The sequence below is a fragment of the Pseudomonas sp. Irchel s3b2 genome (genome assembly GCF_900187445.1).
Classification (GTDB): domain Bacteria; phylum Pseudomonadota; class Gammaproteobacteria; order Pseudomonadales; family Pseudomonadaceae; genus Aquipseudomonas.
Genome location: NZ_FYEB01000014.1, coordinates 55,263 through 80,927, shown reverse-complemented (window position 1 = coordinate 80,927; position 25,665 = coordinate 55,263). Strand labels below are relative to the sequence as shown.

At 59.9% G+C, this 25,665-nt stretch carries 24 protein-coding genes; 16 read left to right on the top strand and 8 right to left on the bottom strand.

Annotation, left to right across the window (positions count from 1 at the left end; genetic code table 11):
- Positions 1–15: 15 nt before the first annotated feature.
- The 3 genes from CKW20_RS23510 to CKW20_RS23500 form a co-directional block, all read right to left on the bottom strand.
- A complete protein-coding gene (locus tag CKW20_RS23510) occupies positions 16–1,269 on the bottom strand; it encodes an OprD family porin (RefSeq protein ID WP_095055032.1) in 1,254 nt (417 codons plus the stop codon).
- Positions 1,270–1,364: 95 nt separating this feature from the next.
- A complete protein-coding gene (locus CKW20_RS23505; protein WP_095055031.1) occupies positions 1,365–2,669 on the bottom strand; it encodes a CitMHS family transporter in 1,305 nt (434 codons plus the stop codon).
- Between the two features lie 99 nt (positions 2,670–2,768).
- Entirely contained in the window at positions 2,769–3,851 is a 1,083-nt protein-coding gene (locus CKW20_RS23500) for a 4-oxalomesaconate tautomerase (protein ID WP_095055030.1), read from the bottom strand.
- Between the two features lie 159 nt (positions 3,852–4,010).
- On the opposite strand from CKW20_RS23500, the gene CKW20_RS23495 reads away from it, so the two are divergent.
- The 3 genes from CKW20_RS23495 to CKW20_RS23485 all read left to right on the top strand — a co-directional run bounded on the left by CKW20_RS23495 (position 4,011) and on the right by CKW20_RS23485 (position 8,069).
- The gene (locus tag CKW20_RS23495; protein ID WP_095055029.1) at positions 4,011–4,901 is read left to right on the top strand and encodes a LysR family transcriptional regulator; all 891 of its coding nucleotides are present in this window, start codon (positions 4,011–4,013) and stop codon (positions 4,899–4,901) included.
- A gap of 117 nt (positions 4,902–5,018) precedes the next feature.
- Complete coding sequence (locus tag CKW20_RS23490; RefSeq protein WP_095055028.1) at positions 5,019–6,827, top strand: monovalent cation:proton antiporter-2 (CPA2) family protein; 1,809 nt, start codon at positions 5,019–5,021, stop codon at positions 6,825–6,827.
- Positions 6,828–6,962: 135 nt separating this feature from the next.
- Complete coding sequence (locus CKW20_RS23485; protein WP_095055027.1) at positions 6,963–8,069, top strand: DNA alkylation repair protein; 1,107 nt, start codon at positions 6,963–6,965, stop codon at positions 8,067–8,069.
- Here CKW20_RS23485 and CKW20_RS23480 read toward each other — a convergent pair.
- Positions 8,050–8,622 (bottom strand): cytochrome b, encoded by a 573-nt coding sequence (locus tag CKW20_RS23480; protein WP_095055026.1) that lies wholly within the window; start codon positions 8,620–8,622, stop codon positions 8,050–8,052. The two genes, CKW20_RS23485 and CKW20_RS23480, sit on opposite strands and share 20 nt — an antisense overlap.
- 185 nt (positions 8,623–8,807) lie before the next feature.
- Between CKW20_RS23480 and CKW20_RS23475 the strand changes: the two genes are divergently transcribed.
- From CKW20_RS23475 to CKW20_RS23445, 7 genes are read left to right on the top strand one after another with little or no spacing between them, the layout of a single operon-like run.
- Entirely contained in the window at positions 8,808–9,485 is a 678-nt protein-coding gene (locus tag CKW20_RS23475) for a thermostable hemolysin (RefSeq protein ID WP_095055025.1), read from the top strand.
- Positions 9,475–10,956 carry an AMP-binding protein gene (locus CKW20_RS23470; protein WP_095055024.1) on the top strand — a complete coding sequence of 494 codons (1,482 nt, stop codon included), beginning with the start codon at positions 9,475–9,477 and terminating at the stop codon, positions 10,954–10,956. The genes CKW20_RS23475 and CKW20_RS23470 overlap by 11 nt, the downstream gene beginning before the upstream one ends.
- Positions 10,953–11,627: a TenA family transcriptional regulator gene (locus tag CKW20_RS23465; RefSeq protein ID WP_095055023.1), complete on the top strand. Its 675-nt coding sequence runs from the start codon at positions 10,953–10,955 to the stop codon at positions 11,625–11,627. Before CKW20_RS23470 ends, CKW20_RS23465 begins: the two co-directional genes overlap by 4 nt.
- Positions 11,614–12,423: an SDR family oxidoreductase gene (locus CKW20_RS23460; protein WP_095055022.1), complete on the top strand. Its 810-nt coding sequence runs from the start codon at positions 11,614–11,616 to the stop codon at positions 12,421–12,423. Before CKW20_RS23465 ends, CKW20_RS23460 begins: the two co-directional genes overlap by 14 nt.
- Entirely contained in the window at positions 12,420–13,064 is a 645-nt protein-coding gene (locus CKW20_RS23455; RefSeq protein ID WP_095055021.1) for a tetratricopeptide repeat protein, read from the top strand. The genes CKW20_RS23460 and CKW20_RS23455 overlap by 4 nt, the downstream gene beginning before the upstream one ends.
- Before the next feature lie 11 nt (positions 13,065–13,075).
- On the top strand, positions 13,076–13,738 hold the full coding sequence (locus tag CKW20_RS23450; protein WP_095055020.1) for a response regulator: 663 nt from the start codon (positions 13,076–13,078) through the stop codon (positions 13,736–13,738).
- Positions 13,735–15,153: an ATP-binding protein gene (locus CKW20_RS23445; RefSeq protein ID WP_095055019.1), complete on the top strand. Its 1,419-nt coding sequence runs from the start codon at positions 13,735–13,737 to the stop codon at positions 15,151–15,153. Before CKW20_RS23450 ends, CKW20_RS23445 begins: the two co-directional genes overlap by 4 nt.
- 73 nt (positions 15,154–15,226) lie before the next feature.
- Here the strand turns inward: CKW20_RS23445 and CKW20_RS23440 are convergent, their stop codons facing one another.
- The 3 genes from CKW20_RS23440 to CKW20_RS23430 form a co-directional block, all read right to left on the bottom strand.
- Positions 15,227–15,583 (bottom strand): DUF6124 family protein, encoded by a 357-nt coding sequence (locus tag CKW20_RS23440; RefSeq protein WP_095055018.1) that lies wholly within the window; start codon positions 15,581–15,583, stop codon positions 15,227–15,229.
- 372 nt (positions 15,584–15,955) lie between these two features.
- Complete coding sequence (locus tag CKW20_RS23435; protein ID WP_095055017.1) at positions 15,956–16,171, bottom strand: DUF4287 domain-containing protein; 216 nt, start codon at positions 16,169–16,171, stop codon at positions 15,956–15,958.
- Positions 16,172–16,272: 101 nt separating this feature from the next.
- Positions 16,273–17,169 (bottom strand): LysR family transcriptional regulator, encoded by an 897-nt coding sequence (locus CKW20_RS23430; protein ID WP_095055016.1) that lies wholly within the window; start codon positions 17,167–17,169, stop codon positions 16,273–16,275.
- Positions 17,170–17,302: 133 nt separating this feature from the next.
- On the opposite strand from CKW20_RS23430, the gene CKW20_RS23425 reads away from it, so the two are divergent.
- Positions 17,303–18,949: a GMC family oxidoreductase gene (locus tag CKW20_RS23425; RefSeq protein WP_095055015.1), complete on the top strand. Its 1,647-nt coding sequence runs from the start codon at positions 17,303–17,305 to the stop codon at positions 18,947–18,949.
- A 208-nt stretch (positions 18,950–19,157) separates the two neighbouring features.
- Positions 19,158–20,780 (top strand): MFS transporter, encoded by a 1,623-nt coding sequence (locus CKW20_RS23420; protein WP_095055014.1) that lies wholly within the window; start codon positions 19,158–19,160, stop codon positions 20,778–20,780.
- A gap of 237 nt (positions 20,781–21,017) precedes the next feature.
- On the opposite strand, the gene CKW20_RS23415 is transcribed toward CKW20_RS23420, so the two are convergent.
- A complete protein-coding gene (locus CKW20_RS23415; RefSeq protein ID WP_095055013.1) occupies positions 21,018–21,380 on the bottom strand; it encodes a DUF427 domain-containing protein in 363 nt (120 codons plus the stop codon).
- A 149-nt stretch (positions 21,381–21,529) separates the two neighbouring features.
- Between CKW20_RS23415 and CKW20_RS23410 the strand changes: the two genes are divergently transcribed.
- The 4 genes from CKW20_RS23410 (at position 21,530) to CKW20_RS23390 (ending at position 25,596) form a co-directional block, all read left to right on the top strand.
- A complete protein-coding gene (locus tag CKW20_RS23410) occupies positions 21,530–21,859 on the top strand; it encodes a DHCW motif cupin fold protein (RefSeq protein WP_095055012.1) in 330 nt (109 codons plus the stop codon).
- Between the two features lie 115 nt (positions 21,860–21,974).
- Positions 21,975–23,924 (top strand): DNA topoisomerase III, encoded by a 1,950-nt coding sequence (locus tag CKW20_RS23405; RefSeq protein ID WP_095055087.1) that lies wholly within the window; start codon positions 21,975–21,977, stop codon positions 23,922–23,924.
- Positions 23,925–24,088: 164 nt separating this feature from the next.
- Positions 24,089–24,589 carry a GNAT family N-acetyltransferase gene (locus CKW20_RS23400; protein WP_095055086.1) on the top strand — a complete coding sequence of 167 codons (501 nt, stop codon included), beginning with the start codon at positions 24,089–24,091 and terminating at the stop codon, positions 24,587–24,589.
- Positions 24,590–25,266: 677 nt separating this feature from the next.
- Complete coding sequence (locus CKW20_RS23390) at positions 25,267–25,596, top strand: hypothetical protein (protein WP_095055010.1); 330 nt, start codon at positions 25,267–25,269, stop codon at positions 25,594–25,596.
- Positions 25,597–25,665 lie beyond the last annotated feature (69 nt).

The following is a 25,665-nucleotide window of genomic DNA, read 5'->3' as shown; positions in this document are numbered from 1 at the left end:
GGCGCCCCGGCGCGCCTACCAGAGAGCAATATCGTAGGTGAAATAGATCCGGTTGCTGTCACGTCCGCGGGCGAAGTCCGAACGGTAGACGTAGTTGCGCAGCTTCACGCCCAAGCCCTTGAACGTGCCACTCTGGACCACATAGGCCAGCTCCGTGTCGCGTTCGGACTCTTTGATGTTGGTATCAGACTTGCCATCGTTCCCTTTGAGATAACGGGTCATGAACGTCAGCCCCGGCACGCCCATCGGCGCAAAGTCGTAACCGTAACTGAGCATCCAGGTCTTCTCGTCCTCTTCGATGAACTTGCCGATGCCAGCGTTGCTGAACGAGTACACCGTCGCACCACTGATGTATGGCAACCCGGCGTCACCGCTGAGTTGTTGGTAACCGCCACCAAAGGTGTGCCCCGCCACCGCGTAAGACAACTGGCCGCTGAGCATGTCGTTATCGATTTTCGAGGCGTAGGCACGGCCCGCGTCCTTGCTGTTGAAATAGCGCAGGTCACCGGTCAACACCCCGGGACCCAACGGCAGATCGTGCTGGATGCCGGCAAAATTCTGCCGATAGAAGTTTTCCAGCTCACCGTAGAAGTAACTCACTCGCGTCTTCTTGCCGAGTTTGTAGTCACCGCCGGCGTAGGTGAAATCGCCACCTTTATCGCCTGAATAACCGTCAGGAACGATCGACACGCTGTCGGTGGAATCGCGCAGTTTGAATCGGTCCAGATGGCCGCCGGTCAGGGTCAGGTTTTCGATGTCGGTACTGGTGACTTGCCCTCCCTCGTAGGTTTGCGGCAGCAAGCGCGCATCGTTGTAGATCAGTACCGGGTTTTTGGGCAGCAAAGTGCCGTACTTGAGGGTGGTCTTGGCCAGTCTGACCTTGGCCGCCGCCCCGGCACTGGCAAACTCATCGGCGGCACGGCCGTCATCGTGCACAGGCAGCAGACCGGTGCCGCTGCGGCCACGACCGGAATCAAGTTTGACCCCCAGCAAGCCCAGTGCATCGACCCCGAAACCCACTGTGCCAGGGGTGAAACCCGACTGAAAATCCAGCAGGAAGCCCTGGGCCCACTCAGTGCGCTCACTTTTGGCGGTTCTGGCCGAACGCGCACTCAAGCCATGCTCATCGCGAAAGTTTTCGTTGATATAGACGTTACGCAGTTGCAACTTCAACTTGCTGTCGTCGATGAAATCACTCGCACCGGCAGTAGCCATCGGCAACACACCCAGAAGAGGAAGAAGAGCCCCGCGAGTCAGAAAGTGGGTCATGTCGAACTACTCATATTGTTGTTTTAAGGATGCACGTGACCGCACGCCCGCCATCGGGCGCGTGAAGTTCTATCAAGTAGCGAGTCAGGGATGAATCAGGCGAACAGCGTCAAGGCCCCGGTCAGCAGGGCTAACGCTGTGACCACCAGGGAAGTGAACACCGCCCATTTGAAGGTGGCGCGCTGGAAGTCGCCAAGGTCGCGATCGACCATCCCCACCAGCAACAGGGTCGAGGCCACCAGTGGGCTCATCAAGTGCACCGGCTGGCCAAGAATCGACGCCCGGGCGATTTCCACCGGATCGATCCCGTAGGCCGCCGCCGCGTTAGCGAGGATTGGCACCACGCCGAAATAATAGGCATCGTTGGACAGCACGAAGGTCAACGGCATGCTGGTAATCGCCACCACCAGCGGGAACAAGTGCCCCCAGGACGGTGGAATCCAGTCAACCAGGGTTTGCGCCAGAGCGTCGACCATTTTGGTTCCGGAGAAAATCCCGGCGAAGATACCGGCCGCGAACACCAGCAGGACTACCGTCATGGCATTGCCGGAGTGCGCGAGGATGCGCTCTTTTTGAATGTTCAGTTGCGGGTAGTTGATCATCAGCGCCAGCACGAAGCCAATCAGAAACAGGATTGCCGAGTGCATGAGTCCCATCACCAGCGCGACCATCACCGCCGTCACCAGCAACAGGTTGACGTAGGCCAGTTTCGGGCGTTTGTGCGGCGTGTCCTCAAGAATCGCCTTGATATAGCAATCACTCCCGCCGCTTTGCAGCTGGACGTTGCCAATGCGTTTACGCTCGGCGCGGCCCAGCAGGAACGCGGTGAATACCACCCACGCAGCGCCGCCGATCATGGTCGGCAACAACGGAACAAAGTACGCCCCGGCATCCAGCCCCAATGCGGCAATCGCCCGGGTCGCCGGGCCGCCCCAAGGGGTCATGCCGCTCATGATGCTCAACGACAGCATGGAAACGGTCGCCAAAATCATCGGGTTCATCCCAATGCGCTTGTACAACGGCAGCATTGCCGCGCAGGTGATCATGTAAGTGGTGGTGCCATCGCCGTCCAGGGCGACAGTCAGCGATAGCAGCGCAGTACCGACCGCAATTTTCATCGGGTCGCCATTGACCCGTTTGAGAATCTTGCGGATCAGCGGATCGAACAGTCCTGAGTCGATCATCAATCCGAAAAACAGAATCGCGAACAGCAGCAATGCTGCGGACGGTGCGACCATCTTCAGGCCGTCGAGCATCATTTTGCCGGTGGTTCCGCCAAAGCCGCCGATGATCGCAAAGACAATCGGAACAATGGTCAATGCAACGATGGGTGATAGACGCTTGGTCATGATCAGGAACGTGAACACAACCACCATGGCCAAGCCGAGTAAGGCAAGCATAGGGCAACTCTCTTGTTGTTATGGAAGACGTGGCCGACGCGCCAGGCGTACGACCCCGAGCTTGTTCTGATGCAAAACTGCGGTGACTACGTGGGAAGACTACCCAGCGAACCGTTGGGAAACCGGGGCATACACAAAGCCGGAAAACAGCCTTCGGGCGGTACGAACAACAGAGGCGCGGATTGTCTCACCGTTCTTCCCGGTGTAGGACAAGACGACATCGATGCCGCCGCTCGGATGCTCGATTCGCACCTGTTGCAGACGCGGCCCGCCGGTATTGCCGAGCATCTGCGCGACCACACTGCCTTCGCTGACACAGGCCGTGGCCAGACCGATGGAACCGGTAATGGCCAGCGCACGGTGGCAGTTGTACGGCATGAAGTAGCGAACCTGAATCGTGCCGCCAGCCTTGGCCTTCGATACCAGCACCGGCTTGGGGATGACCTTGTCGCTGACATCGCCCAGGCCCATGGCCATGCCGGCCTGTAGCCGCAGGGCTTCGAGGCGCTGCAGAAAGTCTTTGTCGGCGTCCAGTTCGGCCGGCGTTTCGTCGCCGCGTTTGCCCAGGTGACGCGCCTCGAGAATCATCATTGGCATGGCCATGTCGATGCAGGTCACTGGAATGTCGTCGAATCGGTCTTCGGTGCTGCCAGTTGGAAACAGCTTGCCGGTCTTGCTGCCAGCGGCATCGAGGAATGTCAGCTGAACCGGTGCCGCGCTGCCAGGCACGCCATCGATGGCGGTGTCGCCTTCATAGCTGACCTTGCCGTCTGGCGTCTGCACATCAGAGGTGACGAAGGTGCCGGTGTTGAGATTGCGAATCCGCACGCGGGTCAGCTCACCGGCCGCCTTGACCAGACCCTGCTCGATGGCAAATGGCCCGACCGCGCAGAGCATGTTGCCGCAATTGGGCGCGGTATCCACCCGACGCTGAGACACCATGACCTGGACGAACAGGTAATCAACATCGGCATCGGGATGCAACGAAGGGCTGACGATGGCGACCTTGCTGGTTTGCGGGCTGCCACCGCCGATGCCGTCGATCTCCAGTTCGTGACCGGAGCCCATCACCGAGAGCAACAGCTCATCGCGTTCTTGAATCGAAACCGGCAGATCCCAAGCGAGAAAAACCGGCCCCTTTGAAGTACCGCCGCGCATCAGCACACAAGGAATTCGTTGCATGACTACTAACTCTTGTTAATCAATCGAGGTAATTGATGTCTTGCAAACAAGAGTGACAGGGAAGTAATTGTGTTTCCAATGCAAAGATCGGAGCAATTATTGCGTTTCACAAAAGAAAGCTTTACCGTGATTCAGCGCCCTCCTCCGACGAGACAGAACATGGAATATGAGCTCCAGGACATCCGATCTTTCGTGAAAATCGCCGAACTGGGGAATTTTCATGAGGCTGCCGACGCACTGCATCTATCACAACCGGCCTTGAGCCGACGGATAAAAAAACTCGAGGAGGGTTTGGGGACTACCTTGCTCGACCGAACCACGCGCAAGGTCAGCTTGACCAGTGTCGGCCGTGATTTCCTGCCCAAGGCTCGCCGATTGCTGGATGACTTCGACGACTCGATCCTGAATATCCGCGAGTTGGCTGAGCGGCAAATTGGTCAGGTGACCCTGGCCTGCATTCCAACCGCTGCGTTTTACTTCCTGCCGTCGGTGATTCGTCTTTATAACGAACGCTACCCGAAAATCCGCATCCGTTTGCTCGACCTCAGCGCCAATGAAGGGCTCGAAGCGGTGCTGCGAGGGGAAGCCGACTTCGGCATCAACATGATGAGCGGCCAGCACCCGGACATTGAATTCGTTTCACTGGTCAACGAGCCCTTTGTCCTTGCCTGCCGCCGTGACCATGAACTGGCCGGGCGGACGTCCGTGACCTGGTCAGAATTGAGCGACTACCGGTTGATCGGCGTCGGGCGCCTGAGCGGCAACCGCATGATCCTGGACCACGCCTTGTCGGGCCTGAGCTGGCGTCCGCAGTGGTTTTATGAGGTACAGCATTTGTCCACCTCGCTGGGCATGGTCGAAGCCGGTCTGGGGGTTTCCGCGATGCCGAGCCTTGCGATGCCGACGGCGGATCACCCGACGCTGGTGAGCATTCCGCTCACCGATCCTGTGGTGAACCGGACACTCGGCCTGGTGTACCGTCGGGGCGCATCGTTATCGCCGGCGGCGGAGAAGTTCGTTTCGATCCTGCTCGAACAATGGCCCCACTGAGCCGTGAGCTCGATCAGCAACCTCCTTGCTGACTGAAAGGACGCCAGCCTTTATCCTGACGCCCCGCTGAAAATCGGGCGAGCGCCGCTCTCGCCTGCCACACCCTGGAGTTTCGCCATGCCCCACGAAGGCAACCTGTTGCAAGCCGCTGTCGTCTTTTTATTCGCGGCGGTGCTCACCGTGCCCTTGGCCAAGCGCCTGCAATTGGGGGCGGTGCTCGGCTATCTGTTTGCCGGGGTGATCATCGGGCCGTCGGTGCTGGGCTTGATCGGCAACCCGCAAAGCGTCAGCCACATTTCCGAACTCGGGGTGGTGTTGCTGCTGTTTATCATCGGCCTTGAGTTGTCGCCGCGACGTTTGTGGGTGATGCGCAAATCGGTGTTCGGCGTGGGCCTGGCACAGGTGCTGCTGACCGGTTCGGTGATTGGCGTACTGGCGTTGTTCGTGTTCGGCCAATCCCTGAACAGTGCCATCGTGTTGGGCCTGGGCCTGGCGTTGTCGTCCACTGCATTTGGTTTGCAAAGCCTGGCCGAGCGCAAGGAACTGACCAGCCCTCACGGACGGTTGGCGTTCGCGATTTTGCTGTTCCAGGACATTGCTGCAATCCCATTGATCGCGATGGTGCCACTGCTGGCCGGCGGCGATCACACCACCAGCGCCGCCGAAGATTTGAACCATGGCTTGCGGGTGCTGGGCAGTATCGCAGTGGTGGTGATCGGCGGGCGTTATCTGTTGCGCCCGGTGTTTCGCGTGGTGGCCAAGACTGGTTTGCCGGAGGTGTCCACCGCCACCGCATTGCTGGTGGTGATCGGTACAGCGTGGCTGATGGACCTGGTCGGCGTGTCCATGGCACTCGGCGCATTTCTCGCCGGTTTGCTGCTGGCGGATTCCGAATACCGCCACGAACTGGAAGCGCAGATCGAGCCGTTCAAGGGGCTGCTGCTGGGGCTGTTTTTCATCAGCGTCGGCATGGGCGCCAACTTGAGTTTGCTGCTCAGCGCGCCGATTGCGGTGCTGGGGCTGACCGTGCTGTTGATCGCGATCAAGCTGCCGCTGCTGTTTGTGGTCGGTCGACTGGCCGGGGGCTTGGGCAAGGTCAATGCGATTCGTTTGGGGATTGTGCTGGCGGCCGGTGGTGAGTTTGCCTTTGTGGTGTTCAAGATCGGCCGGGATCAGGGCTTGTTTGAGCCGCGCCTGTACGACTTGCTGGTACTGACCATCACCCTGTCGATGGCGCTGACACCGCTGTTGCTGCTGGCCTGCGCACGACTGGTCAAACCCAAGGTTCAACCGGTAGAGGTGCCGCAGAAGTTTCGCGAAATCGACACCGACACACCGCGCGTGGTCATTGCCGGCATGGGTCGTATGGGGCAGATCGTTGCGCGGATTCTGCGGGCGCAGAACATCAAGTTCGTCGCCCTCGACACGTCGGTGGAAACCATCGAACTGTCCCGCAGCTTCGGCGGTGTGCCAGTGTTCTACGGCGACCCGATGCGCCCGGAAATCCTCAGCGCGGCCAAGGTCGAGCAAGCGGAGTTTTTCGTGATCGCCACCGATGATCCGGAGACCAACATCAAGACGGCCGAGGTGGTGCATAAGCTTTATCCGCACATCAAAATCATCGCCCGCGCCCGTAACCGTCAGCATGTGCACCGGTTGGTGGATGTCGGGGCTCAGGCGGTGCGGGAAACCTATTACTCCAGCCTGGAGATGACCCGGCGCACCCTGGTTGGACTAGGGTTGACCCAGGCCCAGGCGGATGCGCGGATCAAGCGTTTTACCCATCACGATGAACAGGTGCTGGAAGCCCAGCATGCGGTGTATGACGATGCGGCCAAGGTGATGCAGACCGCTCAGGAAGCGCGGGCGGAATTGGCAAAACTGTTTGAGTCGGATCAGTTGGAGGAGGAAGCGGGTAAGGTTTGAAACGGATCGTTCCCACGCTCTGCGTGGGAATGCCGCCATGGACGCTCTGCGTCCGCTCTTGAAATGTGACGCAGAGCGTCACGGGATGCATTCCCACGCAGAGCGTGGGAACGATCACTTGGCAAGGAACCCACAATGGCTGACCAGACCTCCCCCGCCCTGAAGGAAATCTTCAACGCCGAACGCCTCGCACACATCGCCACCGAGATGACTGCGGTCTATCCCGGGTTCGATGCCAAGGCCTTCCTGAAACTGGCCAGAACCGGTCTGGCGGAATTGTCAGTCATGCAACGCATGGCCCGCGTCAGCGAATGCCTGCACGCGGTATTGCCACTCGGTTATGAAGAATCCCTCGACGTCCTGCGCGCCCTCGCCCCGCGCCTCAACAGCGCCTTCGTCAGCATGTTTTTGCCGCACTACGTCGCGACCTACGGCGCTCACACGTTCGACCTGTCGATGAATGCGCTCAAATATTTCACAGCCTTCGGCTCATCGGAATTCGCCATTCGGCACTTCCTGCGCAGCGATATCGAACGCTCGTTGGCGCTGATGCACGACTGGTCGCTGGATGAAAACGAACATGTCCGGCGCCTGGCGAGCGAAGGTAGCCGACCGCGCCTGCCATGGTCGTTCCGCCTGGAACAGGTCCAGGCCGACCCGACACTGGCGGCTGCGATCCTCGACAACCTCAAGGCCGACGACAGCCTCTACGTGCGCAAATCCGTGGCCAACCACCTCAACGACATCACCAAGGATCATCCCGAGTGGGTGCTGGCGCTGATCGAGGGTTGGTCGCTGGACAACAAGCATACGGCGTGGATCGCCAGACACGCTCTGCGCAGTTTGATCAAACAGGGTAACAAGCGGGCGCTGGCAATCATTGGCGCGGGTGGCAAGCCCGAAGTTGAGATCATTGACGTGAAGGTCGAACCGGCGGTGATTCGCCTGGGTGAGAAAATCACCCTGTCTTTCAGAGTGAAGTCCACGGTCCCGGACAGTCAGCGATTGGTGATCGATTACGCTATCGATTATGTCAAAGCCAACGGCAGCACCTCGGCAAAGGTGTTCAAACTTAAAGCCCTCACACTGTCCGACAATGCCAGCAAAGCCATTAGCCGCAGTCAGCACATCAAGGAACTGACCACCCGCAGGCACTATGCCGGCCAGCACGCGGTGCACATTCTGGTAAATGGCGAACGCTTGGCCAGCACCCAATTCCGAATTATCGCTGACGCTCATTGATGCCCACACCAGAGCCGCCCGGCAGCATGCGCGTGAGCGTGTTGTCGCGGACCCAGTAGTGATGGAACAACCCCGCCGCTGCGTGCAAACCAATCAACCAGTAGCCGGTGCTGCCGAGCAATTCATGCCAATGCTTGAGTTGCTTGGCCAGATCGGGATCAACCGCCACCGGCGCCGGCAAGAAAAAGCCGAAATACGGCATCGGCTTGCCCCCGGCGGCCAGCATCAACCAGGCCAATAGCGGCGTAGCGATCATCAACCCATATAGCGCCAGATGCATGAGGTGCGAGACGCCGGTCTGCCAGGTGGGCGGGGCCGGGGTAATCGGTGGCCGGGGCGTGAGGCGCCCGAGCAAGCGAACCCAGACCAGCGCAAAAATGCTCAACCCGAATACGCCGTGCAGCCCCAGAAACAGGCCCTTCAAGGCATGCCCACGGGGCAACAATCCTTTGATCTCGATGCAACCATAAACGCCGACGAACAACGCCAGCATCAGCCAGTGCAAGGTGATCGAGAGTTTTCCATACCGGTGTACTGCTGAATCTCGGGTCATACGGGGCCTCGTGAAGCTCAGTGGCGGCTGCCGACTCATTCGCACAGCCTGGATCCGGTTTCGTCGAACCGACCGGCGCCACCCTGCCCGTCCAGTCTTAAGACAATCTGAAGGTCACCTTCAGACTCCGTTAAGAATTGCCTTTGATACTCCTCCCAAACTTACTCAGGGAGGCGTTCTTGCCCATGCCCGATTTCGACTGGAACATCCCTCTGCCCCTGCACTTCGGCCAAGCCGAAACCCCGCAGATGAGTCTGGCCAGAGCCTTGCCGGACGATCCCCAGCGTCCGGTTCTCGAAGCCTTTATCCAGCAACGTTTTCGAAAGGCCCACGGCGCCGATATCCGCCAATTTATGCCGCAGCTGTTCGGCATGAGCGATGCGTCAGGCGCGCTGTCTGCGGTGGCCGGCGTACGACTGGCCAGCGCCGAACCGCTGTTTCTGGAGCGTTACCTGGACGAAGCCATCGATCCGCTGATCAGCGACGCTGCCGGCCAACCCGTGGACCGGACCGGTATTGTCGAGGTCGGTAACCTCGCCGCCAGCGATACCGGCAGCGCGCGCCTGAGCATCATCGCCATCACCTACCTGTTGGCCATGGGCGGGCTGGAATGGGTGGCATTCACCGGCAACATCGGGCTGGTGAACAGTTTTCATCGCCTGGGCTTGAAGCCGGTGACGCTCTGCGCCGCCGACCCTGAGCGGCTGGGCGACGACCGTCACCTCTGGGGCAGTTATTACGAGAGTCAGCCATGGGTGCATGTCGGCAACATCCGCGCCGGTTTCATCCATTTGCGCAACATCGGTCTGTTCAATCGTCTGGGGTTGCCGATCTCCCTTGAGGAGTCCAGCCATGTCGCCTGAAATGGAGCGGTTCAAGCAGACCCTGCGCAGTCATGCCGAGCGCAAGACCAACGCCATCGCCTTGTGGGGCGATCAGTTGAAACTGGACTACGCCACGCTGTACGCCGAGGTCATGTATCGCCAACAGCGTCTGCGCGATGAGCACGTCAAAGTGGTCGCGCTGGCCCTGGACAACGGCACCGAGGCGATGCTCTGGGACCTGGCCGTACTGTTCGAAGGCCTGACCGGCCTGACGTTGCCGCCTTTCTTCAGCCCGGCACAACGCAGCCATTGCCTGCAACAGAGCCAGGCCGAACTGGTGATTGGCGAACCGGAACTGGAAGCCGAACTGCAGGCGGCCGGCTACGAGAAGACCGGCGAATTCTGGCGTCGCGCCTTCAGCGGTCCGAACCGGATACCCGAAGGCACCGCCAAACTGACCTTCACCTCAGGCACCACCGGTACGCCCAAAGGTGTGTGCCTGAGCGCCGAAAGCCTTTTGCGGGTGGCCCGTGAACTGGATCAGGCAAGCAAACCTACCGATCCACGGCATCACCTGGCGCTGCTGCCCCTGGCGATTCTGCTGGAAAACCTCGGCTGTTATGCCGCGCTGTATGCCGGCGCGACCTTGAGCGTACCGAGCCAGAAAACCCTGGGCATTCAGGGTGCCAGCGGTGTCGATGTGCCGCGGCTGTTGGGTTGTCTGGCCACCCGAAAACCGGAAAGTCTGATCCTGGTGCCGCAGTTGCTGCTGATGCTGGTCAGCGCCGCCGAGCAAAAAGCATTCAACCCTCAGTCATTGCGTTTTGCCGCAGTGGGCGGTGCGCGGGTTAGCGAAGAGTTACTGCATCGTGCCCAGCGCATCGGCCTTCCGGTCTATGAGGGTTACGGGTTGTCGGAATGCTCGTCGGTGGTGTGCCTCAATCGCCCGGGGTCGCACCGCCCTGGTAGCGTCGGCCGGCCCCTGCCCCATGTCGAGCTTCGCCTGGCCGACGATGGTGAAGTGCTGGTCAAGGGATCGACCCTGCTCGGTTATCTGGGGCAAGCGCCCTTCCGCGATGATTGGTGGCCGACCGGCGACCTCGGCGAGTTCGACCCAGAAGGTTTTCTCTACCTCAACGGGCGCAAGAAGCATCAGTTCGTCACCAGTTTCGGCCGCAACGTCAATCCGGAATGGGTCGAGGCCGAACTCACTCAGCGTCGCCACATCGCTCAGGCGTTTGTCTATGGCGAAGCGATGCCAACCAACCACGCCCTGCTCTGGCCCCATCGGCCGGACTGCACCGATGAAGAGCTCGCTGCCGCCGTGGCCCAGGCCAACGAGGCCTTGCCCGATTACGCCCAGGTTCATCACTGGACCCGTCTCGATCAACCGTTCACCGCCGCCAACGGCTTGCTGACCGCCAATGGCCGACCGCGCCGCGACGCCATCGTCGAACGTTACCGGGCGCAGCTCACTGAATCCGTTTTTTCCGAGGAATCCGCATCATGAGTTTTTTCGACACCCTACAAGAAGCCACCCTGCAAGAACGCCACGAGTTGTTCAACCTGCCGATCATCCGCGATGCCCTTGAGGGCAAGGTCAGCCTGGACAGCTACCGCGCTTTTCTCGCCCAGGCCTACTACCACGTGCGCCATACCGTGCCGTTGATGATGGCGTGCGGCGCACGTCTGCCGCAGCGGCTGGAATGGTTGCGTAAAGCGGTGTGCGAATACATCGAGGAGGAATACGGCCACGAACAATGGGTACTCGACGACATCGCGGCCTGTGGCGGCGACAAAGAGGCGGTGCGTGACGGTCGTCCCTCGCTGCCGATCGAGTTGATGGTCAGCTTCCTCTACGACCTGATTGCACGGGACAACCCGGTAGGCCTGTTCGGCATGGTCAATGTGCTGGAAGGCACCAGCATTGCCCTGGCCACCCACGCGGCCGGCAGCATCCGCGAGCGTTTGGCGCTGCCGGAAACCGCCTTCAGCTACCTGAGTTCCCATGGTTCGCTGGATATCGAACACATGCAGACCTACCGCCGGCTGATGAACACACTCGAAGACCCGGCCGATCAAGCCGCAGTGATTCATGCCTCGAAGGTCGTGTACAAGCTCTATACAGACATGTTCCGCGGCCTGCCCCGCGATGGGGAGAACCTGCATGCAGCTGCATGAAGCCCGTGTGGTTTTGACCGGAGCCAGCGGCGGTATCGGCCTGGCCATCGCCAGCGCCCTGTGTGCCAGTGGCGCGCGGGTGTTGGCCGTGTCCCGGCACCGGGAGGCGCTGGAACCCTTGCTCGAACGCTACCCGCTGCACCTGTGTTGGGTCGGCTCTGACCTGACCGTCCCCGGCGACCGACACAAAGTGCTGGCCGCGGCCAAAGCCATCGGCGGCATCAACCTGCTGGTCAACGCTGCCGGGGTCAATCACTTCGCCATGCTCGAACAGCTCGATGACAGCGAGATCAATGCGATGCTGGCGGTGAACATCAGCGCGCCGATCTGCCTGACCAAGCTTTTGCTGCCGCTGCTCAAGCAGGCTGAGAGCGCCATGGTGGTGAACGTCGGCTCGACCTACGGCTCCATCGGCTACCCCGGTTACGCCAGCTATTGCGCCACCAAGTTTGCCCTGCGCGGTTTCTCCGAAGCCCTGCGCCGGGAGCTGGCCGACACCCGGATCAACGTGCTTTACGTTGCCCCCCGGGCGACCCACACCAGCATGAACAGCCCGGCGGCCCAGGCGCTGAACGATGCGCTCAAAGCCAATGTCGACGATCCGCAAACCGTCGCCTCGGCGGTCATCCACGCGATTGCCGGTGACCGGCGTGATTTGTACCTGGGCTGGCCGGAACGCTTTTTCGTCCGCCTGAACAGTCTGTTGCCGCATCTGGTGGACCGTGGCTTGCGCAAGCAGTTGCCGCTGATCCGTCGCCTCAGTCAGAAGCCTGATAACGAGAGTCTCAAACCATGAAAAAAATCGTCACTTGCCTGTTGTTAGGGGTGTTGAGCCAAAGCGTCTGGGCGCTCGACGCCGCCGATCAGCAGCGCCTCAATGGCATTCAGCAAAGCTGGGCGCACATTCAATACGAATTGCCCGCCGAACAACGCACCGCGGCCTTCGAAAAACTCGCGACCCAGGCCTCGGCGTTTACCCAGGAACGCCAATCCCTGGCCGAAGCATGGATCTGGTCCGGCATTGTCACCAGCAGTTGGGCCGGAGCCCAGGGTGGCCTCGGTGCCCTGAGCAAGGTCAAGGCCGCCAAAGTCGACCTGGAAAAAGCCCTCACCATTGATCCCAAGGCCCTGCAAGGCTCGGCCTACACCAGCCTCGCGGCGCTGTATGATCGCGTGCCCGGCTGGCCCCTCGGTTTCGGCGATGCCGACAAGGCTGAACAATTGTTAAAGCAGGCCTTGCAGCTGAACCCCGCTGGCATCGACAGTCTGTACTTCTGGGGCGATCACCTTTACCGTCAAAAGCGCTATGGTGAAGCCAGGGAAGCACTGCAAAAAGCCTTGCAAGCGGCACCGCGTCCTGGCCGGGAAAGCGCCGACGCCGGGCGCCGCAAAGAGATCCAGGCGTTACTGGTGGACGTGAACAAGAAACTCAACTGACAGGAGTCCGCGTGCGCTTATTACTGATCGAGGATGACGTGGCCCTTGGCGAGGGCATTCATCAGGCTCTGGGCCGTGAGGGTTACACCGTCGACTGGCTGCAGGACGGCAACAGTGCCTTGCATTCGCTGCTCAGCGAGACGTTTGACCTGGCCGTGCTCGACCTCGGCCTGCCGCGCATGGACGGTCTGCAAGTGTTGCGCCGCCTGCGTGAAAGCGGCTCCAACTTGCCGGTACTGATCCTCACCGCCCGCGATGCCACCGAAGACCGCATCGCCGGGCTGGATGCCGGGGCCGACGATTACCTGATCAAACCCTTCGACCTGGACGAACTCAAGGCTCGCCTGCGGGCCTTGTTGCGACGCAGCGCCGGTCGCGCCCAAGTGTTGATCGAACACGCCGGCATCAGCCTGAACCCCGGCACCCAGCAAGTCAGCTATCAAGGCGAGCCGGTGGCGCTGACGCCCAAGGAATATCAACTGCTCCACGAACTGCTCTCGCCGCCGGGCCGGGTCATGACTCGCGATCACCTGATGCAATTGCTTTACGGCTGGAACGAAGAAGCCGAAAGCAACACCCTGGAAGTGCATATCCATCACCTGCGCAAGAAGTTCTCCACCGACCTGATCCGCACCATTCGCGGTGTCGGGTACCTGGTGGAGGAGCGTCGATGACTTCGATCCGGCGTCGCACCCTGACGCTGATCATTGGCCTGTTGCTGACTGGCCTGGCGATCATCAGCGTGCTCAACCTGCACGACAGCAATCACGAAATTGCCGAAGTCTACGACGCTCAACTGGCCCAGAACGCCCGGCTGCTGCAGGGTGTGATGCGCATGCCGCTGGCCAGCAATGAACACGCCGAACTGTATCAAGCGTTCAACAAGGCCTTGAGTGAAGCGGTGCCGAGAGTCGATGGTCATCCCTATGAAAGCAAAATTGCCTTTCAGGTATGGAATCGCAAGGGCGAAGTACTGGTGCACACCGCCAGTGCGCCCTCCTTCACGGCCCCGCCGACGAAACCCGGTTTCAGCGACGTAGTGGATCTGCACAACCGCCATTGGCGGGTGTTCATGCTCGAAGACAAACAGAATGACCTGCGCATCTGGGTCGGTGAACGGGATGACGTGCGTGCGGACCTAGTAGACCGGATCGTGCGTCATACCCTGTGGCCCAATGTGCTGGGCAGCCTGATATTGGCGGCCATGGTCTGGCTGGCCATTGGTTGGGGGCTCAAACCCCTGGCCAACATGGCGGAAACGTTGCGGGCACGGCACAGCGGTTCTTTGGAGCCGTTGCAACTGACTCCGTTGCCCAGCGAACTGGAACCGATGCAAGCAGCGCTCAACCGCATGCTCGCGCAAATTCAAGAAGTGCTTGGCCGCGAGCGGCGCTTCATCGCCGACGCCGCCCACGAACTGCGCACGCCGCTGGCAGTGCTGCGGGTGCATGCGCAAAACCTGCAGGAAGCCGGCACGGAACAGGAACGTCGTGAGTCCCTGGCGTTTCTGATTGCCGGGGTCGACCGCACCAGCCGCCTGGTCAATCAGTTGCTGACCATGGCCCGTCTCGAACCCAAGACTGTGGCGCCGGTGCTGCACAGTATTGATCTGAGCGAAACCGTGCGCGCCAGTCTGGCCCAACTCACGCCCTGGTTATTGAGCAGGAACCTGGAACTGGCCTTCGACGTCGATGACCAGCCTTTTGAAGTCCTCGCCGACGCCGCCGACATCGACATCGCCCTGAACAATCTGGTCACCAACGCCGCGAATTTTTCACCGGAACATGGCGTCATCACCGTGCAATTGAGCCAGGAGGAAGGGTTCTACAACTTGAGCGTCCAGGACCAGGGACCGGGCATCGACGAAGCAGATCGCGCGCGGTTGTTCGAACGTTTTTACAGCCGCGGAAACACCGGAGGCGCGGGGTTGGGGTTGACCATCGTCAGCACCATTGCGACGCGGCTGGGTGGGCGGATTACGCTGGTCAACCCACCCGAAGGCGGGCTGCGGGCAACCCTGTCGATTCCCGATGGCCAGAACCACAGCTCTGTGCAGCGGACCACCCGCGAGCTGCCGCCCAATGGCTGAATGTGCGCCAAAACACACTCCCTTGTAGGATCGCCGCACCGCTCGCTCCTACAAGAGAATGGAGCTCACACATCTAAGGCGTATTAATGTGATCCAGCACCCGGTTCGCAGTGATCTCCGCCACCATGATGCTATTTGAAATACCCAGTAGGGCGTGACGCGATTCACCCTCTAGATGATCCACCAACTGATGGACCATCACATCGACCGAGGCCAGCGTCTCGACCAAAAAAACCGCCAGGGTTTCGGTAGTCGCCTCTGGGTCTACGGCAAACAGCTTGCTGGGTTTACGCGCGGTGGCTTTGATGTCGGCATTCGACGGGAAGTGGAAGTCGAGGGCGCGTTTGGCGGCCTCGTTGAGTTTTTTCGAATCGGGTTCGTACGGGGATATCGGATCGGTGTCCGGCGGATTTGGCGTAACTTTGAACATGTCTTAGATTCCTGATGTGGGCTCCCATCACTTCTCTACTAAAGAAGGGGTGGCAGCTGTACGCAGGTTAGTAGACCGGGGAATCTAAGAAGCCGGCGCGCCCAAGGACGCCCTACGTACAGCTACCATCAAAATGCAGGCGCAAAGCCCGACTGATAGAAGCGTCGTACGTCTTAGATTTAGCCACGGGCTACTAAACCCGATCACTGATGAGCAGTGACAGGAATCAAGTTACCGAGCGGCTCCTAGACGCACAAGCCGGCGGATTCTGTCTTACGTGTAGGGGGTGGCGCAAGGCGTTGTAGCCTCTGGATGGTAACGGCAAGCTTCATTTAAACGATCGCGGTTTTTCTTGTTTAAATGGGCTATAGGTTAGGTTGGTGAACTCGCCAAATAGTAGGCAACCAAAGCATTGGCATGCCCGTGCCCCATACCGTGTTCAGCCTTCAGCCAAGCCACCATTTCCATATGCTTCTTGCCGCTTACTGTTTCCAGCAGATCCAGCCAGTGGTTGATTGGCTGGCCATATTTTTTCTCGATCGATGGGAAATACGACGCCGGGCCTTTTGTTTTTGTATCGTCGGTCATGTTGCAAGCTCCCTTTATCGCGACGGAGTGTCGGATAACGCTCCTTGTCGTCATGCCATAGATTGGACGCCAAACGCTTTCCCGGCAATAACCCCTCGCTCCTACAGGGGAATGGAGCCTCGCAGCAGATCCTGCTCGCGCTCACACAACTCCACCACGTAATCCCACAACACCCGCAACCTCACGGATTTATGCAGCTCGCGCCGCGTACTGATCCAATAACTGCGCTGGATGCTTTCATCCGGCAGCAACGGCACCAGTTGGGGATCGGCGCTGGCCATGTAGCACGGCAGCACGGCGATCCCCAGGCCCGAGCGCGCGGCCTGTTGCTGGGCGATGACGCTGGTGCTGTGGAAGACCACCTGAGGGTTGCGGCAGAAGCTGTTGAGGAACATCAGTTCCTGGCTGAACAGCAAGTCGTCGACGTAACCGATCCACGCATGGCGACCAAGGTCTTCGCGGCTGCGCAGCGGTGGCGAGCGGTCCAGATAGGCTTGACTGGCGTAGAGCGCCAGTCGGTAATCGGTGAGTTTGCGGGTAACTAGCATGTCGGCGGCCGGGCGTTCCAGATGAATGCTGATCTCGGCTTCACGGTTGAGGATGCTGACGAAACGCGGCACCGCCACCAGCTCCACCTCCAGCCCCGGATAGCGTTCGAACAACCCGTTCATGCGGCTGGCGAGGAACATGATGCCCAGCCCTTCTGTCACCCCGACGCGGATCTTGCCCAGCGGCGCGGATGACTGGGTGATTTCTTCCTGAGCCAGCAGCGCGACGTTTTCCATGGCTTCGGCGTGTTTGAGCAGCGCTTCGCCAGCCGGGGTCAATTCGTAGCCTTGGGCATGCTGGACGAACAGCGCGGTGCCGAGGCTTTTTTCGATGGCTTCGATGTGCCGGGCCACGGTGGCGTGGGTGGTGTTCAAACGGCGAGCGGCGGTCAGCAAGCGGCCGCTGCGCTGCAATTCGAGAAAAAACCGCAGGTCATTCCAGTCGAACATGAACCATCCTTGACGTTATGCCGTTAACGACGCTGTTTAAAAACGCACAGCAGCTGCGTAAAAACTAACATTCTTTTAACGAAAGCTAACAACTAGGATGACCGACAACAAGAACAACAATACGAGGTCAGGGATGCAGACTTCCCTTGATGAATACGACTACATCGTGGTCGGCGCCGGGCCGGCCGGTTGTTTGCTGGCCAATCGACTGTCAGCCAACCCGCAGCATCGCGTGTTGCTGCTCGAAGCCGGCGGCCGCGATAATTACCCGTGGATTCACATCCCCGTCGGTTACCTGTTCTGCATCGGCAACCCACGCACCGACTGGTGCTTCAAGACCGAAACGCAACCGGGCCTGCAAGGCCGCGCCCTGAGCTACCCACGCGGCAAGGTGCTCGGCGGCTGTTCTTCGATCAACGGCATGATCTACATGCGCGGCCAGGCTGGCGATTACGATGGCTGGGCGGCCGAGGGCAATGCCGGCTGGGGCTGGCAGGACGTGCTGCCACTGTTCAAACACAGCGAAAACCATTTTGCCGGCGACTCGGAATTTCACGGCGCTGCCGGCGAATGGCGGATCGAGCGGCAGCGGCTGTCGTGGCCGATCCTCGACGCCTTCCGAACGGCGGCCGAGCAAAGCGGCATCGCCAGCATTGATGACTTCAATCAGGGTGACAATGAAGGCTGCGGCTATTTCCAGGTCAATCAGAAAGCCGGGATCCGCTGGAACGCGGCCAAGGCGTTTCTCAAACCGATCCGCCAGCGCGCCAATCTGACGGTGCTGACCGATGTCGAAGTGGACCGCGTATTGCTGGAAAACGGCCGTGCCTCGGCGGTCAACGCGCGCTGGCAAGGCCAGGCCAAAACCTTCAAGGCGCGCAAGGAAATCATTTTGTGTGCCGGCTCCGTCGGTTCACCGGGCATCCTTCAGCGTTCCGGTATCGGCCCTCGCCCGCTCCTGCAAAAGCTGGGCATCGGCGTTGTTCATGAACTGCCCGGCGTGGGCGGCAACCTGCAGGATCATCTGCAACTGCGGCTGATCTACAAACTGGAAAACGCCCGCACCCTGAACCAGATTGCCAGCACGCTGTGGGGCAAGATGGGCATGGGCCTGCGTTATCTGTATGACCGCAGCGGCCCGTTGTCCATGGCTCCGAGCCAACTCGGTGCCTTCGCCCGTTCAGGGCCGGAGCAGACCTCGGCGAACCTCGAATACCATGTGCAACCGTTGTCGCTGGAGCGTTTCGGCGAGCCGCTGCACGCCTTCCCCGCGTTCACTGCATCGGTCTGCGATCTGCGCCCGCAAAGCCGTGGCCGAATAGACATTCGCTCCGCCGATCCGCGGGAAGCGCCGCTGATTCAGCCCAACTACCTGAGCCATCCCGAAGACTTGCGAGTGGCAGCCGACGCCATCCGCCTGACCCGGCGCATCGTCTCCGCACCCGCGTTGCAAGCGTTCAAGCCGGTCGAGTACCTGCCCGGTGACAGCTTGCAGAGCGAAGTGCAGTTGCACGAAGCCGCCGCCCGGATTGGCACGACTATTTTCCACCCGGTGGGCACCTGCCGGATGGGCAACGATGCGGGCGCGGTGGTCGACGCCGAGTTGCGCGTCCACGGCATCCCCGGCCTGCGCATCGCCGACGCCTCGATCATGCCGCGCATCACCTCGGGCAACACCTGTTCGCCGACGCTGATGATCGCCGAGAAAGCCGCGCAATTGATCCTCAGCCCTGACACAAGGAGCGTGCCCCCCGAAAAACAACAGACCACATCGGCCTGAAGCAACACGCAATCAATGTAGGAGCTGGCGAAGCCTGCGATCTTTTGGCGTCCTTGCAGGCGCTGGAAGATCAAGATCAAAAGATCGCAGCCTTCGGCAGCTCCTACAGGGAAGGAGTACACCCGATGCATCGACAGTAGCGGCACCTGCCCACAAGGTTGGCGCCGACAGTGGAACAACAAAAACAATCACTGTGAGGGATACCGATATGTCAGAACATGTTCAGCCCCTGGAAGCCGTCCGCAGCGCCGGTACCAGTCAGGAAACCCAGAAAGTCATTTTCGCCTCGTCCCTCGGGACGGTGTTCGAGTGGTACGACTTTTTCCTTTATGGCGCCCTCGCGGCCGTCATCAGTAAACAGTTCTTCGCCGGGGTCAACGACACCACGGCGTTCATCTTTGCACTGATGGCCTTCGCCGCCGGCTTCATCGTGCGGCCGTTCGGTGCGCTGGTGTTCGGACGCTTGGGGGACATGATCGGGCGTAAATACACCTTCCTCGCAACCATCGTCCTCATGGGCGTGGCGACGTTCTGCGTCGGCTTGCTGCCGACTTACGCCAGTATCGGCATTGCCGCGCCGATCATCCTCGTGGTGTTGCGCATGCTTCAGGGCCTGGCGCTGGGCGGTGAGTACGGCGGCGCTGCCACATACGTCGCGGAACATGCGCCGATGGGCAAACGCGGTTTCCACACCAGCTGGATTCAGTCCACTGCCACCCTCGGCTTGCTGCTGTCGCTGCTGGTGGTGCTCGGTTGCCGCTACTTCACCGGTGACCAGTTCGAAGTCTGGGGCTGGCGCATTCCGTTTCTGTTTTCAATCGTACTGCTGGGTATCTCGACCTGGATTCGCCTGAGCCTGCACGAATCGCCTGCGTTCGTGAAAATGAAAGAAGAAGGCAAGCTTTGCAAGTCGCCGCTGCGCGATTCCTTCGGCAAATGGGACAACCTGAAAGTGGTGCTGATCGCGCTGTTCAGCATCAACGCCGGGCAAGCGGTGACCTTCTACGCGGCGCAGTTTTATGTGCTGTTCTTCCTCACCCAGTTCCTGAAAATGGACCCGGCGCTGGCCAACAGTCTGCTGATTGTCAGTGTGATTATCGGCGCACCATTCTTCATCTTTTTTGGCTGGCTGTCGGACAAAGTCGGGCGCAAACCAGTGCTGATGATCGGCCTGTTGCTGGCCACCGCGTTGTACTTCCCGATCTTCAAAACCCTGGCCCACTACGCCAATCCGGCCATCGACCTGGCCAGCCGCCAGGCACCGATCACCGTTCTGGCCGACCCGGCCACCTGCACCTTCCAGTTCGACCCGGTCGGCAAGGCTAAATTTGATAGCCCGTGCGACAAGGTCAAAACCTTCCTGGTCAAACAAGGCCTGCCCTACAACAGCGAAGCGGCTCCGGCCGGCAGCGCCGTGCAGATCAGCATCGGCGAGGTGAAAATCGATGGCTACGATGAAGCTGCCCTGCGCGGCGCGGTGACCCTGGCCGGGTATCCGTCACAAGCCGACACCCAACAGATCAACAAACCAATGATCGTGGCGCTGATCGTCGCGCTGATCATCATCTCCGCCATGTGCTACGGCCCGCTGGCGGCACTGATGGTCGAACTGTTCCCGACCCGTATCCGCTACACCTCCATGTCCCTGCCCTACCACATCGGCAACGGCTGGTTTGGTGGTTTCCTGCCGACGGTGTCGTTTGCCCTGGTGGTGTACACCGGAGATATTTTCTATGGGCTGTGGTACCCGGTGGTGATTACCGGGGTGAGCCTGGTGGTGGGGATGATGTGTTTGCGTGAAACCAAAAACGTGGATCTGGACAAAAACTGACGGCTAGCGGGAGGTGTGGCGAGGGGATTTGCCCTCGCCGATCCGCTAAGCCGTGATGCGATCTGTAGCAGCTGGCGAAGCCTGCGTTCGGCTGCGCAGCAGTCGTGAATTCGGCTGACGCAGTCTGCCTGACGTACCGCAATCTCTGATTTTACGACTGCTTCGCAGCCGAACGCAGCCTCGCGGGCTCGGCAGCTGCTACAAAGAGTTCTCCCTCACCACAATGTTTTCTGCACCTCAGGTATCAAGCACCTCAAACGTCACTTCTTCAGGATAAAACGCCACATACCCGCCAATCTGCGCAACCGACACCTTCGGGTGCTCATAACTCCATACCGCATTGGCGCCTTCATGTCCGGGGATTTGCAGGCTGAAATAGCTGGCATCGCCCTTGTACGGGCAATAGCTGGTGTGGTCGGTGCGGGCGAAATATTGTTCGGCGATGTCCTCCCGCGGGATGTAGTACACCGAAGGATAATTGGCCTCATGCATGACCAGCGTCCGAGTGGACGACGCCACTTGAATGCCATGGAATTTCACCACCACGCAGCCGGGTTGAGGGCTGATGGCGATGGGATTACCGGGAGCTGGGGCTTTCATGGGGTAGGTTCCTCCATTGCTGTTACGTTGTATCCGTGCCCCATCAGGTATACCCCATCTTTCGGCATCCCGAGCACTTCGCAGCCGAACGGAGCTTGCTTCAGTTACAGTGCAAGTCCCCACGACTCATGCCAAACCTGGAGAGCAACATGGACATTGCCAACATCCCCTTCGGCACCACCGACTGGTCGCAAATCGAACCCACCGAACACCCGGGCGAGACTGGTAGCGCGCAGTGGCGCACCCGGCAGTTCGGCGCGATTCGAGCGCGCATCGTCGAATACACGCCGGGGTATCTGGCCGATCACTGGTGCTCGAAGGGGCATGTGCTGTTTTGCCTGGAGGGAGAACTGCACACCGAACTGGAGGATGGTCGAGTCTTCGTTCTCACGCCGGGCATGAGCTATCAAGTGGCAGACAATGCCGAAGCGCATCGGTCATCCACCGCCATTGGCGCCAAATTGTTTGTGGTGGACTGACCGCTGTCATCAACCGCAACAGCTTAAGCTGTACATCCATACAGATAAAGATTGCTCCATCGCTCATCAACCGCCATTCTGTGCACCTCTCGAACACTGATCGACGATGGTGGTTATGCGGCTGTACCTCTGTGAAAAACCTTCCCAGGCCAAAGACATCGCGGCCGTGCTCGGCGCCAAGCGCCGGGGCGATGGCTGCTGGCTGGGAACGGACGTCACGGTGACCTGGTGCATCGGCCATCTGCTGGAAACCGCACCGCCGGATGCCTATGACGCGCGTTACAAGCGTTGGGTGCTGGCGGATCTGCCGATCATTCCCGAAAAATGGAAGATGACCGTCAAACCGCGCACGGCCAGCCAGTACAAGGCGGTCAAACGCTTGCTCGGCGAGGCCAGTGAACTGGTGATTGCCACCGACGCCGACCGTGAGGGCGAGATGATCGCCCGGGAACTGGTGGAGCATTGCCGTTATCGCGGGCCGATCCGGCGGCTGTGGCTGTCGGCGCTGGACGATGCGTCAATCCGCAAGGCACTGGCGGCGCTAAAGCCCGGGGCCGAGACATTCAGCCTGTATCATTCGGCGTTGGGGCGCTCCCGGGCCGACTGGTTGATCGGGATGAACATGAGTCGGCTGTTCACCCTGCTGGGGCGTCAGTCCGGCTATCAGGGTGTATTGCCGGTCGGCCGGGTACAGACACCGACCTTGCGCCTGGTGGTGGATCGCGACCGCAGCATTGCCGATTTCGTCCCGGTGGCCTACTGGGCCATCGATGTGCAACTGCTGCACGATGGCACCGCGTTCACCGCCCAGTGGCGTGCGGCCTCCGACGTTTGCGACGATCAGGACCGCTGCCTGAATCAGGCGCTGGCTCAGAAAGCGGCTGCGGCCATCGGCAGTGCGACGAGCGCCCGGGTGATCAAACTGCGCACCGAGCGCATGCGCGAAGTCGCGCCTTTGCCGTTCGATCTGGGTACGTTGCAGGAAGTCTGTTCGAAGAAGCTCGGGCTCGGCGCTCAGGAAACCCTCGATATCGCCCAGGCGCTGTACGAAACCCACAAAGTCATCACCTACCCACGCAGCGACTGCGGCTACCTGCCGCTGAGTCAGCACAGCGAAGCCCCAAGTATTCTTGCTGCGCTGAGGCAAGCCGATCCAGCCCTGAACGCCTTGCACGATCACCTGGAGCCCCAGCGCCGCTCACGGGCCTGGAATGATGCCAAGGTCAGCGCTCACCACGGCATCATCCCCACGGCGGCGGCGAAAAACCTCGACCGACTGGCAGGCAAACAACGGGCGGTCTACACCCTGATTCGTGCGCGTTACCTGGCCCAGTTCCTGCCCAACCATGAATACGACCGGACCCAGGCCGACTTCGACTGTGCCGGTGAAGCCTTGCGTGCCGTGGGCAAGCAGATCGTCGAGCCCGGCTGGAAACGCGCCCTGCCCGAAGCTCTCGCGCCTGCCAAGGGACGCGAAGCACCGGCACCGCAAACACTGCCGGCATTAGCCGAAGGGCGTGACTGCGCGGTGGCCGATGTGAAGCTCAAGGACCTCTGGACCCAGCCACCCAAGCCGTTTACCGAAGGCGATCTGATCAAGGCGATGAAAAACGTCGCCAAACTGGTGGAAGATCCACTGCTCAAGCAAAAACTCAAGGACACCACCGGCATCGGCACCGAAGCGACGCGCGCCTCGATCATCCAGGGCCTGCTGGACCGCGGTTATCTGATCAAGAACGGCAAGGCCCTGGCCGCGACGCTGGCGGCTTTCAGCCTGATCGACGCCGTGCCGCGCGCCATTGCCGATCCCGGAACCACGGCGATCTGGGAGCAGGCCCTGGACATGGTGCAGAGCGGTGAAATGAGCCTGGAAGAGTTCGTCACCAAACAGGCTGCGTGGATGAGCAAGCAGGTGGCGCGTTGCGCCGGCCTGAACCTGACCATCAGCGGGCCGGCAAGCCCGGCCGGGCGTGGCGCCACACCGTGGAAAAACAAGCGAAAACCAGCCAAACGCAAGCCCTCGACCGGCACCAAACGCGCGGCGAAACCGGCGGGCAAGGGTTGAGGGCACTTGCAACGAATTGAAACCTGTAGGAGCGTGGCTTGCCCGCGAAGAATTCACCGCGGTTTTTCAAGTATTACGCGTTATCGTTCTTCGCGGGCAAGCCACGCCCCTACAGGTTCCGCGGCGTATCGGGCAACAGCCTGCTTTCTGAAAAGGTATCGACCATGACGACAATCAGAAGCCAGCCCTCAATAGAACTGCACGTCGCTCACCGCGACGAACTGGAGACCATCGAAAACCTGATGCAGTTCTACATGTATGACTTCAGTGAATGGCTGCCGCTGAAACTTGGTGAACAGGGCTTCTTCAATATCCAGCCCAGGCTTGATTACTGGCGCAACCCGGCAACCAGGCCATTTCTGATCAAGGTTGACGGCGAGCTTGCGGGTTTTGTGACCGTGGATAACGAAACCCATATCCTCGGTGCCGAGCACAACATTGGCTACTTTTTTGTCAGTCGACGCTTTCGTGGCCAAGGCGTCGCGAAGTTTGTCATCTCTGCCCTCTTGAGCCGGTTCCTCGGTCAATGGCAAATTTTCCACATCGATGCCAACCAGCCTGCGCGGCTGTTTTGGGCCAAAGTGATGCCCGATCTCACGGGCGGTGAATTCACCCTGCATCACCTGCCGATCGACGGTTATCCATGCACCGTTTACCGCTTTTAAAGATCGCAGTCTTCGGCAACTCCTACCCCAGTCCCGTAGGAGCGAGGCTTGCCCGCGAAAGCCATCACGCGGACAAACGGCAGGACCGCGTCATCGTTCTTCGCGGGCAAGCCTCGCTCCTACAGAAGGTTGCGATCTTGGCGATTCCAACGACGCCACAGCCAGCCACATCTGCCTTTTTAATTCCAAAACCACTTTGTCCGACAATATGTAGTGAATAAAAATATTCACTACAAAACCGTTGACGCCTCCGATTTGCCCTTGCATGATGCAGACGTCTCCCCGATCGGGAGTACAGGCAACACGTTTGAGCAAGCTCGTCTGACCGCCGAGCTGTTTTTCCCGGATACACGCTGCCCACAAGGCAGATTGAAGAAGCTGACCTGGCCTGAACGTCCAGTACAAGGGCGAGAAGCGCTGGCGATCAATCCTCATGAAGCTTGTGGCCGACCCTGAAAACGTCGGCAGTGGCCTCCAGGTTTTCGCTGCTTCTCTTCGTTGTGACGCTATTGCGTAGCAGTTATTCAACACGACTACATGCAACAGACGCGGGACCCCGTCGTATTGACGGCCAACCGCTGACGTCCTGGTTTCGGTGCCAGGGATCAACTAACCGATGGGCTACCTGTATTAGCGAATCAACTTTGAAAGATCACCAAATGGTCAAGGGGCTTACAATGAATCTGAACAATCAACCTACTATCGATGAACTGGCTCGCTTGTTCGCTGCGCAAAAAGACAGCCAGGACAGCCATATTCTGTGGATCAGCAAATCGGGCCAGGTTCGTATCGACTGCCTGTCGCCCCATGCCCATGAAGAAGAGTTCGACCAGAACAACCAGAACCTGCTGGCCCGACTGAAGATGTACCGTCGCGGCCAGGGTTATGTCGGCAAGAAAGCTGCGGCCGACAAGGACTTCATCGGTAATGTGCTGCAAACGCTGAAACAGGCGTGGGCATCGATGCAGAACCAGAACGAAGCTCGGGTGATTGATCGGTTGTATTGATATCCCCCCTCAGTAAAGAAAAAAGGCCCCGCTCGGAATATCGAGCGGGGCCTTTTCGTTTGTCTCGTG

Bases quoted from the DNA above. Each gene is read 5' to 3' on its own strand.
- CKW20_RS23490 (WP_095055028.1), top strand. From the start codon at position 5,019: ATGCCCCACGAAGGCAACCTGTTGCAAGCCGCTGTCGTCTTTTTATTC.
- CKW20_RS23440 (WP_095055018.1), bottom strand. From the start codon at position 15,583: ATGTTCAAAGTTACGCCAAATCCGCCGGACACCGATCCGATATCCCCG.
- CKW20_RS23465 (WP_095055023.1), top strand. From the start codon at position 10,953: ATGAGTTTTTTCGACACCCTACAAGAAGCCACCCTGCAAGAACGCCAC.
- CKW20_RS23410 (WP_095055012.1), top strand. From the start codon at position 21,530: ATGGACATTGCCAACATCCCCTTCGGCACCACCGACTGGTCGCAAATC.
- CKW20_RS23435 (WP_095055017.1), bottom strand. From the start codon at position 16,171: ATGACCGACGATACAAAAACAAAAGGCCCGGCGTCGTATTTCCCATCG.
- CKW20_RS23500 (WP_095055030.1), bottom strand. From the start codon at position 3,851: ATGCAACGAATTCCTTGTGTGCTGATGCGCGGCGGTACTTCAAAGGGG.
- CKW20_RS23430 (WP_095055016.1), bottom strand. From the start codon at position 17,169: ATGTTCGACTGGAATGACCTGCGGTTTTTTCTCGAATTGCAGCGCAGC.
- CKW20_RS23475 (WP_095055025.1), top strand. From the start codon at position 8,808: ATGCCCGATTTCGACTGGAACATCCCTCTGCCCCTGCACTTCGGCCAA.
- CKW20_RS23470 (WP_095055024.1), top strand. From the start codon at position 9,475: ATGTCGCCTGAAATGGAGCGGTTCAAGCAGACCCTGCGCAGTCATGCC.
- CKW20_RS23495 (WP_095055029.1), top strand. From the start codon at position 4,011: ATGGAATATGAGCTCCAGGACATCCGATCTTTCGTGAAAATCGCCGAA.
- CKW20_RS23460 (WP_095055022.1), top strand. From the start codon at position 11,614: ATGCAGCTGCATGAAGCCCGTGTGGTTTTGACCGGAGCCAGCGGCGGT.
- CKW20_RS23400 (WP_095055086.1), top strand. From the start codon at position 24,089: ATGACGACAATCAGAAGCCAGCCCTCAATAGAACTGCACGTCGCTCAC.
- CKW20_RS23425 (WP_095055015.1), top strand. From the start codon at position 17,303: ATGCAGACTTCCCTTGATGAATACGACTACATCGTGGTCGGCGCCGGG.
- CKW20_RS23510 (WP_095055032.1), bottom strand. From the start codon at position 1,269: ATGACCCACTTTCTGACTCGCGGGGCTCTTCTTCCTCTTCTGGGTGTG.
- CKW20_RS23420 (WP_095055014.1), top strand. From the start codon at position 19,158: ATGTCAGAACATGTTCAGCCCCTGGAAGCCGTCCGCAGCGCCGGTACC.
- CKW20_RS23505 (WP_095055031.1), bottom strand. From the start codon at position 2,669: ATGCTTGCCTTACTCGGCTTGGCCATGGTGGTTGTGTTCACGTTCCTG.
- CKW20_RS23390 (WP_095055010.1), top strand. From the start codon at position 25,267: ATGAATCTGAACAATCAACCTACTATCGATGAACTGGCTCGCTTGTTC.
- CKW20_RS23455 (WP_095055021.1), top strand. From the start codon at position 12,420: ATGAAAAAAATCGTCACTTGCCTGTTGTTAGGGGTGTTGAGCCAAAGC.
- CKW20_RS23480 (WP_095055026.1), bottom strand. From the start codon at position 8,622: ATGACCCGAGATTCAGCAGTACACCGGTATGGAAAACTCTCGATCACC.
- CKW20_RS23485 (WP_095055027.1), top strand. From the start codon at position 6,963: ATGGCTGACCAGACCTCCCCCGCCCTGAAGGAAATCTTCAACGCCGAA.
- CKW20_RS23415 (WP_095055013.1), bottom strand. From the start codon at position 21,380: ATGAAAGCCCCAGCTCCCGGTAATCCCATCGCCATCAGCCCTCAACCC.
- CKW20_RS23445 (WP_095055019.1), top strand. From the start codon at position 13,735: ATGACTTCGATCCGGCGTCGCACCCTGACGCTGATCATTGGCCTGTTG.
- CKW20_RS23405 (WP_095055087.1), top strand. From the start codon at position 21,975: ATGCGGCTGTACCTCTGTGAAAAACCTTCCCAGGCCAAAGACATCGCG.